The organism is Arenimonas soli (assembly GCF_014643775.1).
GTDB classification, from domain to species: domain Bacteria; phylum Pseudomonadota; class Gammaproteobacteria; order Xanthomonadales; family Xanthomonadaceae; genus Arenimonas; species Arenimonas soli.
In genome coordinates this window covers 170,357-184,001 of record NZ_BMKC01000004.1, presented here as the reverse complement: position 1 = coordinate 184,001, position 13,645 = coordinate 170,357, and the positions used below count along the sequence as shown (strand labels likewise).

Annotated in this window: 3 protein-coding genes and 1 rRNA gene; all 4 read left to right on the top strand. The window is 69.4% G+C overall.

Features of this window, described 5'->3' with window-relative positions; translation table 11 throughout:
* Positions 1-95 (top strand): 5S ribosomal RNA (gene rrf / locus IEX13_RS14010); the annotation flags it as partial.
* A 163-nt stretch (positions 96-258) separates the two neighbouring features.
* Complete coding sequence (locus IEX13_RS14005; RefSeq protein WP_188665775.1) at positions 259-4,659, top strand: Calx-beta domain-containing protein; 4,401 nt, start codon at positions 259-261, stop codon at positions 4,657-4,659.
* A gap of 103 nt (positions 4,660-4,762) precedes the next feature.
* On the top strand, positions 4,763-9,073 hold the full coding sequence (locus IEX13_RS14000) for a reprolysin-like metallopeptidase (protein ID WP_188665772.1): 4,311 nt from the start codon (positions 4,763-4,765) through the stop codon (positions 9,071-9,073).
* Between the two features lie 43 nt (positions 9,074-9,116).
* Positions 9,117-13,511 carry a reprolysin-like metallopeptidase gene (locus IEX13_RS13995; protein WP_188665770.1) on the top strand — a complete coding sequence of 1,465 codons (4,395 nt, stop codon included), beginning with the start codon at positions 9,117-9,119 and terminating at the stop codon, positions 13,509-13,511.
* The last annotated feature ends 134 nt before the right edge of the window (positions 13,512-13,645 follow it).

Sequence of the window (13,645 nt, the reverse complement as noted above, 5' to 3'; positions counted from 1 at the left end):
GGAACCACCCGATCCCATCCCGAACTCGGAAGTGAAACGCAGCTGCGCCAATGGTAGTGTGGCCTAAGCCATGCAAGAGTAGGTCATCGCCAGGGGCTTTACCCCTAAAACGCCACCCCAAAAGGGTGGCGTTTTTCTTTGCGTCGAAGTTGCCAGGCCAACACTTTCCTGACTGCAGGCTGACCGGGCGGACTTGCCACACCGACCGGCTGGCGGTATCAGCTTGGGGTGTTCCCTGAATAGCGAGCCGCGCAGCCGATGCCGAATCCCGCCCTCCGCCTTTGGCTGCCGCTGCTGCTGTTGGCGCAGGCGCCGTACGTGGCCGCCAAACCGCCGTCGCTGCTGCTGACCGACACGAACCGCAAGGCAAGCACTGTCGGTTCCGAGCGGGTGCAGCTGCTGCCCGTCACCTTGGACCGCCGCGTGCTCGATGCCAGCAGCGCCAAGGCAGGCCAGGTGCTGCAGCCGGGCGTGCCGGGCGACGAGCGTCCGCTGCGTTTCGTGCGCAGCGAACGCCGCCCGGACGGGCTGCTGACCTGGATCGGCCAGGTCGACACCGACCTGGGCCCGCAATCGGTGGTCTTCACCATTGGCGACGGCATCGTGTTCGGCCGTATCCCCGGCAAGCAAGGCGGCGCGACCCAGGTCCTGACCGATGCGACCGGCAGCTGGCTGGTCCTGGACGAGGCCGGCGACCTGGTCGTGGAGCCCTTTGGTCCCGACGTAAGCTTGCCGCCCGAGCCTGACGCGGCCTCGCGCGAGCGGCGGCGCCAGCAGGAGGCCCGCAAGGCCGGTGGCGAACCAGTCATCGACCTCGTCGTCGTCTACACCGGCTACCTGCTCGACCTGTGGGGCGGGGATTCGATCGTGCGTGCGCGCATCGCCCAGCTCGAGGCGCTGTCCAACCAGGCCTATATCGACAGCCTGGCCAACGTGCGCGTCCGCGTCGTCGGCATGCACCTGGTCGACTACGCGCTTCGCAACGACAACCCGGACGCGCTCGACGACATCACGTTCGCGAGCAGCAAGCCGATCAAACTCGAGGTTGATCGCCTGCGCGAGCAGTACGGCGCCGACATGGTCGCGATGCTGCGGCACTTCGATCGCGCCCGGCACACCAGCTGCGGCAACGCCTGGCTGCTGGGCTACCACGGCAGCGCCTACGATCCGGCCCGGGGCTTTTCGGTGACCGGCGACCGGGGTTTTGGTCGCGAAGCCTGCAGCGACTGGACCTTCACCCATGAGCTGGGCCACAACATGGGCTCCACCCATGACGACGAGACTTCGGAAGGGGACTACGGCGCCTACCCCTATTCGCGCGGCTACCGCCGGACGCTGGATCCGGTGCAGGGTTTCGCCACCATCATGGCCTACACCGAAACGCCGCAGGTCCGGCTTGGCCTGCTGTCGAACCCGCGCATAGCCGCCTGCATGGGCCAGTCCTGCGGCGTAGAAAACCAGGCCGACAACGTCCGCGGATTCGGCCAGTCCGCGCCGATCCTGGCCGGCTTCCGGCCGGCGCGCGATGAATCCCTGCCGGGCATCTCCGTGTCGGATGCAAGAGTGGTTGAAGGCAGCTTCGGATTCAGCCCGGCCACGTTCACCGTAAGCCTGTCGCGGCCCGCGCCGGGCCCGGTCAGTTTCGGCGTGTTCACCAGCAACGGCACCGCCGTGGCCAATGGCGACTACACGGCGATGTCGCAGGACGACCTGGTCATCCCGGCCGGCCAGACCCGCCTGGACGTCCAGGTGCAGGTGCGCGGCGACAGCGTGAACGAGCGCGACGAACATTTCGCGCTGAACCTGCGTGACGTGGTCGGCGCGGTGGTGATGGACGGACAGGGCGTGGGCACCATCGCCACCGACGAAGACCTGCCCACCCTGTCGGTACTCGACACCCAGGTTCCGGAAGGCGATTCCGGCACGACCGATGTCGCCTTCACCGTCGTGCTTTCGCGGCCTTCCACGGGCCTGGTGTCCTTCGAGGCCCAGTCGCACGGTTTTGCTCCCGGCGCCTTCGCGGCCACGGAAGGCGAGGATTTCGACCCGGTCCTGGTGCAGGGGCTGAGCATTCCCGCCGGCGCGACCTCGGCGCAGTTCACGATCCCCGCGAAGGGGGACACCCAGCCCGAGGAGAACGAAAGCTTCTTCATTTCGCTGTCCCATGTCATCGGCGCCCACGTCGGCGACGACAGCGCCGTGGCCACCCTGCTCGACGACGACGGCGGTCCAACGGACCAGCCGCGCCTGTCGATCGGCAATGCCTCGGTCAGCGAAGGCAATGCCGGCCAGCGACTGCTCCGGTTCCCGGTCCGGCTGACGCAAGCCAGCGCCACGCCGGTGAGCTTCGACCTGCGCACCGTCGACCGCTCGGCCTTCGCCGGCAGCGATTACCAGGCCCGGCAGGACACCGGCCTGGTCATCGCGCCCGGCCAGACCTTGCTGTACTACGACGTCACCACGTTCGGCGACACCGAGGTCGAGGCCAACGAAAACATGCTGGTGGTGGTCAGCAATGTCAGCGGCGCCCGGGTTACGCGCAGCCAGGCTTTCGGCAACATTCTCAACGACGACCTGCCCGACCTTGGGTTCGCCGTCCGCGACGACCGCTACGTGCTGCGTGAAAACAGCGGCCCGGCGCTGCTCGGCGTGCTCGACAACGACACACTGCCTTCCGGATTCTCCAGCACCGGGGAAATCCGGATCCTGGACGCGCCAACGCGGGGCACGGCCACGATCGACACGGCCGGCACCAGCACGCCCGCGGACGACACCGTGCGCTATGTGCCGACGGCCAACACCTCCGGCACCGACACCCTTCGCTACCGTGTGTGCGCCGCGCCGGGCACCTGCGCCGAGGCCCGGGTCCGGCTGGTGCTGCGCCCGCTGGTGGACGCCCGGCTCGAGGCCGACGCCGGCGCCGGCTACCAGGACGTCGCGGGCGAGGGCCTGCGTGCGCTGCCCTCGCTGCGATTGACTGCAAGTCCGCTGGTGGCGCCGGTCGTGGAAGTGCTCGACACCGTTGTCGACACCAGCCCCGGCTCGCCCTGGGACGACCAGAACAACGGCACCGCCTTCACCGTCCTGGACGTGCCGGCCGGCCCGGCGGGCACCTGGCGGGTCGTCGCCGACCTGCGCTCCGCCGTGGCCGGAACGCTGGACCTTTACCTGGGCCGGGACACCAACGCAGACGGCCTGCCGTCGGCCGGCGAAGTGGCCTGTGTGTCGGCGATGGGTGCCGCCACCGAGCGCTGCGAACTGGAGGTCGAAGCCGACGGCGCCACGGCCGTGCCGGTGTGGTTCATGGCGCACAACCGTGGTTCGCGCGTGGACCAGGCCCGTCTCGAAGTCTTCCTGGTGCCGCCCGGGGCCGGCGACGCCAGCCTGGTGGCCACCGGGCCGGGCCACCTGGCCGCCGGCGAGGCCTTCGCGCTGCGACTGGGCTGGCGTGACCACGGCCTGCTGCCCGGTGAAGCCCGCGTGGGCTACGTGGACCTCAGCAACGCCGGGGTGCCGGTGGGCAGCTTCCCGGTGCGCGTGGACCGCATCAATCCCGTCAACGCCGCGGTCGCCCTCGACTCCGGGCGTGCGATGACCCTGCGTTTGGCGCCGGGCGTGGCGCAGGACAGGATTTTCATCGACGTGCCGGCGGGCGCAAGCCGGCTCGACGTGCAGACCAGCAGCGGGCAGAACGTCGACCTCTACCTGGCGCCCGCCCCGGCGCCGCCGTCGTCGCCGGGCATCGCGCCCGCTCCCGCGCGTACGCAGGCGGTCGCTTCGGCCGTGGGCGCCACCGGCAACGAATCCCTGTCGGTCAGCGGTTCGACGCTGTCCCCGGGTCGCTGGTACGTCACGCCGGTCAACGCCGGGGACGACGATGCCAGCCTCAGCCTGACCGCGACGGTGGTGGGCGCCGCGCCGATCGTGCGACCGGGCAGTTATTTCAATCCCGACCGTTCGGGCCACGGCGTCTTCCTTTACCCGGCGGGGAACCAGTGGGCCGGGCTCTGGTACACCTACCTGCAGGACGGCAGCAGCACCTGGTACTACCTGCAGGGCCCGGCCCCGGGAACCACCGGCGTCTGGGCCGGCGAGCTCTACCGCGCCGCCTGGAACGGCAGTTCCAACCACCTGACCGCCATCGGCCGCGGCATCGTCACGCCGACGGGCCCCGATGCCTTCCTCTTCAGCTACGAACTCGACGGCCAGACGGGTTCGGAACCCCTGGTCGCCCTGGGCCGCGGTTGCCCCAGCCTCGCAGGCCAGCCGCTGGACGCCAGTTCGCACTGGTTCGACCCGGCGCGGGCGGGCACGGGCTACAGCGTGCAGCTGTTCCCGGACTACGAATTTTTCGCCGCGTTTGTATACGACGGCCAGGGCGTGCCGCGCTTCCTCACCTCCGAAGCCCCGACCTTCCTCGGCGCGGACGCGACGATGGCGCTGGAACAGCTCACGGGCTTCTGCCCGCTGTGCACCCGCGGCGGCGCGCCCACGCGGGCCGACATCGGCACGCTGCGCCGGCGTTTCGACGCCGGCGGCCTGGTGCAGATGGAGCTCGACGCCATCTATACCGGTGGCGTGCCGGGGACGTGGACGGGCGACGACGCCGTGCAGCCGCTGGGTGGGCCGGGCACGACGCAAGGGTGCGATGCCAACTAGACGCAAACGGCCAGCGTTTGCGCTCCTGGTGATAGCCGGGCTGCCGGCGGCGGCCCAGGCAATGGAAGTCGGACCCCACTTCGCGGCGGATCCATCACGTTCCGTGGAAGTGGTTGAAGGCGAGCGACTGCATCCCGTGCAGGTCGACTTCCCGTCACTCAAGGCCGGCGCCCGCACGGGCCGCCTGTTGCTCCCGGGCGTGACGGGTTCGCCCGTCATCGCCGACCGGGCGCAGGTACGAACGCGCGAGGACGGCTTGCAGGTGTGGACGGCACGGGTTGCAACCGCACGGGGCGAAGGAACCGCCCTGCTCGTAATCGGTGACGACCTGGTGCACGGTCGCATTCCCCAGGCCGACGGCAGCCAGCTGCGCCTCCAGACCCGGCAAGGGCTGGCCTGGCTGGTTGAGGGGCCAGCGCCGCGACGCGAGCACAGCCCGGACTTCCGACTGCCGCCGCCACCTGGCGCCGACGACGTGGCCCTGCGCAAGCAGCAGGACGCGATGACGTCCACGGGCACGCCGCTGGTGGACGTAGGCGTGCTCTACACACCGGCCTTGCTGCAGTCCTGGGGGTCCGCCGACGCGGTGCGCGCACGCATCGCCTTCCTGGAGGAGGCCACCAACCAGGCGTACGCGGACAGCCAGGCCGAACTGCGCATCCGCGTGGTTGCAGCGCAACTGGTCGACTACGTTGCGCGCAATGACAACGGCCAGGCCCTGGTCGACATGAGCACTGAATCGGACCTCCCGGTGCGGGCGGCCGTTCACCGACTGCGCGAACAGCATGGCGCGGACCTGGTGGCCATGCTGCGCGACTACGATCCGGGCATCCAGACCAACTGCGGCATTGCCTGGATGGGTGGTTTCAGCGGCAGTGCGTTCCGGCTGGAGTATTCCTATTCGGTCTCCGTCGACCTGGGAATCGGCGGTGGCGACTGCGGGGATTACGTTTTCGCGCACGAACTGGGCCACAACATGGGTGCCCACCACGACATCGAAACCAGCCAGGGCGCGCATGGGGTCTACCCGTATTCGCGTGGATACCGGCGGATGCTGGAAACAGGCGAGGGCTTTTATACGATCATGGCCTATCCCCTTGCATCGGCGACGGAGCTGGGGCGTTTCTCGAACCCGCGGCAAAACAGTTGCTTTGGTTCGCCCTGCGGCGACGCGGCCGAGGCCGACAACGCGCGGGGCTTCGGGCAGGTGGGGCCGGCCCTGGCAGCGCTCGTGCCGTCGATGGCGGCCAGTGGCCCGGCCGTGTCCATAGGCGATGTCGAGGTCCTGGAAGGCGACAGCGGCACCGTGGTCGCGCGTTTTCCAATCAGCCTGTCCCAGGCTGCCGGTTCGCCGGTCAGTATTGAGCTCGCGACTTCGCATGGCAGTGCGCGCGAACATGACTACACGTTCCGCGCGGGTACCGTGGTGCTGGCACCGGGCCAGGTTTCGGCGCATTTCGATGTGTCCGTATCGGGGGACGTGCAAGGGGAAGTCGATGAAGTGTTTTCCCTCGACGTGGTGTCCGTGTCCGGGGCAAGGGTTGGCAAGGGCCAGGGTTTGGCGACGATCATCAACGACGATCCCTTGCCGAGGCTCGCCGTCGCCAACGTCTTCCTGGCGGAAGGTGATGCCGGACTGGTGCCGGCCACGTTCACCGCAAGCCTGGACCAGGTCGCCACGTCGCCCGTCACCTTCGACGTGCGCACCTTCGACTACGGCAACCACCCAGGCAATGCCGTCGCCGGCCTGGACTACCTGGCCGTGGACCGGCGCGGGTTGCGCATCGAACCGGGGCAGGACCGCCTGCATTTCTCCGTGTCGGTGGTGGGCGACACCGTGCCCGAGGGTGACGAGGTTTTCTACCTGTCGGTAGGAAACGTGCAAGGCGCCGTACTTGCCGACAACCAGGCATTGGCGCGCATCCGCGACGACGATGGTGGCGTGGTGTTGCCCGAAATCAGCATCCATGACGCCAGCATCGCGGAAGGGGACGATGGCCAGCGATCCCTTGATTTCATGGTCAGCCTGTCGACCGCGGCGCCGGCGCCCTTGGTGTTCGGGGTCATCACCCACGATGGCACGGCGCAGGCGGGCAGTGACTACATCCGGCTGCACCAGACCGGTCGGCAGATACCGCGCGGACAGGCGGCTGCGTTGGTCTCGGTCCACGTCCGGGGCGACACCCTGCCCGAGGCCGACGAAACCTTCCGCGTGGAACTGGTGAACGTGTCCGGCGCCCGGGCCGGCGACCTGGTGGCCGAGGGCCGCATCGTCAATGACGACGGGTCGATGCCGGCCCCGCCGATGATCGCCCGCGACGATCGTTTTGTCGTCCTGGAGAACGCCGATCCCGCCGAACTCGATGTCCTGGCCAACGATGCGCTGACCCGCGAGCGACTCGCAGGCGGACAACTGCAGGTCGTGGACGGACCTGTCCGCGGATCAGCCAGCATCGACACCTGCGGTACGCCGAACACGGCGGGCGACGACCTGGTTCGTTACATGCCAGCCCCGGACAGCACCGGCGAGGACGTTTTCGTCTATCGCGCCTGTGAACCGGGCGGTCGCTGCACGGAGGCATTGGTCAACATCCAGGTCCAGCCAGCCCCGGACATCCATGTTTCCACCCAGGACGGCAGCGGTTTCCGGGATGTGCCCTTCGAAGGCCTGCGGGCGTTGCCCGGTGCCATGTTCAGCACGACCGCGCTGGTTGCACCCATGTCCGGCGACGCGGTCCTGTCGCCTGACCCAACGCCGGAATATCCCTGGGACCTCAATGGTGCCGGCACCCGGACCTGGGTATTCCCCATGGGCGAGGCCTTCGTCCGCACGCGCGTGCTGGCCGACGCCCACGCACTGGGCGGCGGCGACGTGGATCTTTACCTGGGCCTGGATGCCAACCGCGATGGTCGCGCCGACCCTTCGGAACTGCACTGCACCTCGGCGACAGGGGCCGGCACCGAAACTTGCGAACTCTGGGCGCAGGACGGCCAGCGCCTGGATGTCTGGGTGATGGCCCATCTGCGCGACACGACCACCCGGTCCGTCGAGGTGCAGGCATACGCGATCACGGCCGCGGACGACTGGGACAGCACGGTCGAGCTGCGCGCCACGGGCCCGGGCCGCCTGCCGGCAGGCACGGCCTTTCCCTTGCGCCTGGCCTGGCAGGTGCCGGGCCTGCCTTCAGGTGCGCGCCGCGCTGCCTTGCTAAAGCTCAGGGCGGGGCCCGGGGCAGAGGTCGGCCTGGTGCCAGTGCGGCTGCACCGGACCGCCTTCACGCCGGCGCCCCGGTCGCTCGCATGGACCGACCCCGATGCCGGACCCAGGCCCCTCTCGACGGCCGTCGGCCTGGAACAGACGCTGGAGGCCGGAGCCAGCCACGACCGGTTCTTCATCGATGTTCCCGCCGGTGCAACAAGACTGACGATCCGCCTGGGCAGCGAACTGCCCGCCGACCTGCACCTGGCCCGGGCCGATGCCCCGTCGTCGCCGGAAATCGCAGCGGCACCGCCCGTGTCCTCCGCGCAGGCGTCGTTGCTGGGTCGCATCGGCAGCAACGACCTGGTGATCGAAGGTAACGCGCTGACGCCAGGTCGCTGGTATGCCACCGTGGTCAACCGCGGGCAGGCCAGCCAGACCGTCACGCTCGCCACCCGCATCGAAGCAAGCACGCCGGCCGCGCTTCCGGGCAGCTACTTCAATCCCGATCGGTCGGGCCATGGGCTGTTCCTGTATCCCGCGGGGAATCAATGGGCGGGACTCTGGTACACCTACCTGCAGGACCGGACGCCTACCTGGTACTACCTGCAGGGTGAGGCGCCGGGTGAAAGCGGGATATGGCTGGCTGGCCTGCATCGTGCTGCGTGGAATGGTTCAAGCCGCCGGCTCACGCGCGTCGGCCAGGTGTCGGTTACGCCGATGGGCGCAGACGCGTTGCAGTTCACCTACGAACTCGACGGAGAAACCGGCTCCGAACTGTTGACCGCCCTGGGCCGCGGTTGCCCCAGCCTCGCAGGCCAGCCGCTTGACGCCAGTTCGCACTGGTTCGACCCGGCGCGGGCGGGCACGGGCTACAGCGTGCAGCTGTTCCCGGACTACGAATTTTTTGCCGCGTTTGTTTACGACGGCCAGGGCGTGCCGCGCTTCCTCACGTCCGAAGCCCCGACCTTCCTCGGCGCGGACGCGACGATGGCGCTGGAACAGCTCACGGGCTTCTGTCCGTTGTGCACCCGCGGCGGCGCGCCCACGCGGGCCGACATCGGCACGCTGCGCCGGCGTTTCGACGCCGGCGGCCTGGTGCAGATGGAGCTCGACGCCATCTATACCGGTGGCGTGCCGGGGGCATGGACGGGCGACGACGCCGTGCAGCCGCTGGGTGGGCCGGGCACGACGCAAGGGTGCGCCGTGCCCTGACGCTTGGTAAAAGGGGGGTCTGAATCCGGATGGAGATGGGACCGTGCGCCTCGCCCTTTTGTGCCTTGCCCTGATCGCCACGTCGCCGCTGGCTGCCGCGGCCGTGGTTTTCGAACAGGGCCCCATCCAGCCCGCGATTGAAAAGACGGCCGCTCCGGGCGCCGCCGCCGGCACCCCTGTTCACGTGGACCAGGCCCAGTTGGCTGCCGCCAGGCAGGGTGATGTCGTCTGGCTGCCGGGCAGCGCGGACCGGGCCGTCCCGGCGACGGTCCGGCAGGTGCGGCATCGCGACGACGGCACGCTGGTGTGGACCGCCGCCGTGCAGACCGGCGCCGGCGAACAGACGGCCACCCTGGTCGTGAAGGACGGGCATGCGTTCGGCTGGATCCCGCAGGCCAAGGGTCCCGCGCTCCGGCTCGAAACCCGCCACGGCACCTCGCGCATCCTCGAGGACGAGGAAATCGCGCGGCCGACCGGTCCCGACGTGCTGCTGCCGCCGGAGCCGACCCCGGCCGAGCGCGACCTGCGCAAGCGCCAGGAAGCCACGAAGGCCGAAGGCACGCCGCGGCTGGACGTGCTGGTGGCCTACCAGGCGTCGCTGGTGGAGGTCTGGGGCAGCGTCGTGGCGGTTCAGACGCGTATTGCCTACCTCGAGTCGATCACCAACCAGGCCTATGTCGACACCGGCATGGACCTGGAGATCCGCGTGGTCGCCACCCATCTCGTCGATTTCCCGGCGGATGCCGACAACAGCGATGCGCTCTACGCCATCACCAACGACTCGAGCCTGGCGATCAAGGAGGAAATCGACCGGGTGCGGGTGCAGTACGGCGCCGACCTGGTCAAGCTGATGCGCAACTTCGACCGCGTCAACCAGACCAGCTGCGGCGTGGGCTGGCTGGGCGGCTACCACGGCAACCCGTTCGTACTGCGTTACGGTTTCAGCGTCACCGCCGACAAGGGCTTTGGCACCGACGGCTGCGGCGAGTGGACCTTCTCGCACGAACTGGGCCACAACCAGGGCGCCCACCACGACTTCGACACCGCCGCCGGCGACTACGGCGCCTTCGAATATTCGCGAGGTTACCGCCAGACGCTGCCGGACAACACCGGCTTCGCAACCATCATGGCCTACAGCACCGGCCCGCAGAATCGCCTCGGCCTGTTTTCCACGCCGGACCTGAGCGACTGCCTGGGCCAGCCCTGCGGCATCGCCGACGAAGCCGACAACGGCCGCGGCATCGCCGAAACCGCGGCCCTGGTGGCCGGGCTGATGCCCGAGGCCACGGCCGGCGCCCTGCCGACCCTGAGCCTGGACGACATCCTGGTGACCGAAGGCAACAGCGGCCAACGCACCGCCCGCTTCACGCTGCAGCTCAGTGCCGCGGCCGCCGGCCCGGTGTCGGTGTCCCTGGCCACGGCCTCGGCATCGGCGACCCATACCGATTACGTGCCGCGCAGCTTCAGCATCCTGATCCCTGCGGGGCAGACTGCCGTCCCACTCGATGTCGGCGTGCGCGGCGACACCCTGGTCGAGCCGGACGAAGTATTCGCGCTCAACATCCTGTCGGCCTCGGGTGCCGGCATCGCCAAGGGCCAGGGCGTGGCCACGATCCTGAGCGACGACCCGGTGCCCACGCTTTCGATCCCGGACTTCTCGATCGAAGAAGGCGACGACGGCATCCGCGAGGCGGTGCTTACCGCCACGCTGTCGCACCCCTCCAACCAGCCGGTGCGCTTCGACGCGGAAACCGGGTCGAGCTCCGCGTCGGCGTCCCAGGATTTCGTCTACGCGAGCTTTCAGGGCCTGGAGATCCCGGCCGGCGCCACCTCGATGCAGTTCAGCGTGACGGTGATCGGCGATTCCATCGACGAGGGCGACGAGTCCTTCTACGTCGCCCTGGGTGGGCTGACCGGCGCACGGGTGGACGACTCCATCGTCTGGGTGACGATCCTCGACGATGATTCGGCCAGCGAACCGGCGCGCCCGCTGCTGTCGGTCGAATCGCTGTCGGTGGTCGAAGGCAACCTCGGGCTGCAGCCGGCGAACGTGCGGGTTTTCCTGGACGCCGCCGCCGACCAGGACGTCGGGTTCTCGCTGCTGGCCCAGGGCGTGACCGCCACCGCCGGCGTCGACTTCGACGCAGCCGGACTGTCCGGCCTGGAAATACCGGCCGGCCAGCTTGAAGTGCAGGTGCCGCTGCTGGTTAATGGCGACACCCTGGACGAAGCCGATGAAACCCTACTGCTTCGCCTGGGCAACGTGGTCGGCGCCACGCCGTCGGCCGACGCCGCGCTGGTGACCCTGCTCGACGACGACGGCAGCGCGCAGACCTCGCCCCTGGTGGCCCGCGATGACCGCGTGGTGCTGCTCGAGAATGCCGCGGCGACCACCATCGAAGTACTGGCCAACGACGTCTTCGCCGCCGCGGCGCTGCAGGGCGGCAGCCTGGCGATCGTGGAACAGCCCGTCCATGGCAGCGTGCAGGTCGATACCAACGGCACCTCGGGTACCGTGGCCGACGACAGCCTGGTCTACACGCCGCCGGCGAACGCTTTCGTCGAAGACATGCTGGCCTATCGCCTGTGCGAGGCGGGCGGTCGCTGCAGCGAAGGCCTGGTGCAGGTGCTGGTGCGGCCCGCGCTGGACGTGCAGGTTGATTCCGAAACCGGCACCGGCTTCATCGACGTGCCCCTGGCGGGGCTGCGCGCCTGGCCGAACCTTCGCATCGAAGGCCGCGGTTTCGTGGCGGCCATGGGCGAGCTGGTTGCGCTGGAAGCCGACCCGACCCCGGAAACCCCGTGGGACGGGCAGGGCACCCAGGCGTTCAACTACCTGATTTCCTACCCGTCCTTCCCGGGTTCCGGCGATCCGTTCTTCCGGGACCATCGCGACTTCGCCCAGGTGCAGGGCCTGCAGGGCGCGGACGTCGACGTCTACATGGGCCTGGACGACAACGGCAACGGCCGCCCCGACCCGGAGGAAACCCGCTGCACCGCGGCGATGGGTGATTCGCTGGAACGCTGCGAACAGGGGGTTCGCGTTGAGCTCAACGACGACGTGGGTGCCTGGGTGCTGGTGCACAACCGCGGCGCGGCGCCGGTGGAGGCCGTGCTGCACCGCGCGACCGTCATCCAGGCCCGGCCCTTTGCCCAGGACGATGGTTTCGTCGCGACCGGCCCCGGCGTGGTGCCGGCCGGCGAGGCGTTCGCGTCGCGGGTTTCGTGGAACCTTCCGGGCATGGTCGAAGGGCAGGCCACGATCGGCCTGGTGGCCCTGGAAGACCGCGGCACGGGCGCCCTGGCTTACTTCCCGGTGCGCATTGACCGTACGCAGGACCAACCGGGCCCCGGCCTGGTCCTGCTCGATGGCCGCGCCAGTTCCCGGGCGATCGGTGCGGGCATGGCCGACGAACAGCTGTTCATCGACCTGCCGCAAGGCGTCAGCAGCCTGCAGCTGTCGATCCAGGGCGGGCCCGTGGACGTTTACCTGGCGCAGGCCGCGCCGGACAACGGCAGTGCCCTCATCGCCCCGGCGCCCGCCCGCGGTCAGGCGCGGCATGTCTTCCCCGGCGTCGCCTTCGACACGATCAACCTGGGCGAAGCCGACCTTGCCCCCGGCCGCTGGTACGTGACCCTGGTCAATACGTCCGGGGAAACGCGCCAGGTCGACGTGTCGGCAACCCACCAGGCGCAGGCGGCGGAGATGCCGCGGGGCAGCTTCTTCAACCCGGACCGGTCCGGGCACGGCCTGTTCCTGTATCCGGCCGGCAGCTCGGTCGCCGGGCTCTGGTACACCTATTTCCAGGACGGCACGCCGACCTGGTACTACCTGCAGGGCACCGGGCCGGGCACCACGGGGCAGTGGCGGTCGCCGCTGTATCGCGCGGCCTGGAACGGCAGCAGCAACGAGCTCACCGTGGTCGGCCACGCCAGCGCGACCCTGACCGAGGGCGGACTCATCTTCAGCTATCGCCTGGACGGGGAAACCGGCTCCGAGGCGTTCCAGCCGCTGGGCCAGGGTTGCCCGACGCTGGCGGGCAATGAGCTCGATGCCAGTTCGCACTGGTTCGATCCGGCGCGGGCCGGCACCGGCTACAGCGTGCAGATGTTCCCGGACTACGAATTCTACGCCGCCTTCGTGTACGACGGCCGCGGCGTGCCGCGCTTCCTTACTTCCGAAGCGCCGAGCTTCCTGGGCGCGGACGCGACCATGCCGCTGGAGCAGCTCGCCGGTTTCTGCCCCCTGTGCGAACGCAACGGCGCGCCGGCGCGCACCGATATCGGCACCCTGCGCCGTCGCTTCGACGCCACCGGCCTGGTGCAGATGCAGCTCGACGCCATCTACGGCGGCGGCGTGCCGGGCACCTGGACCGGAAACGACCTGGTCCAGCCCCTGGGCGGCCCGGGCACCACCCAGGGCTGCGCTGTGCCCTAGATGGCCCCGGAAGGCCCGGCCGGACGGCCGGGCTGAAGCGCCCCGGCCATCGCAAAACACGAGCCCCCGCCCCCGGGCGGGCGGGTCGTTTGCGACTTGTCCCCTCCAAAGGGCGGCTGCTATACTTTTGCGGC

What these genes read in the sequence shown, in the direction of transcription:
- IEX13_RS14005 (WP_188665775.1), top strand. Translation starts at nt 259, where the DNA reads ATGCCGAATCCCGCCCTCCGCCTTTGGCTGCCGCTGCTGCTGTTGGCG.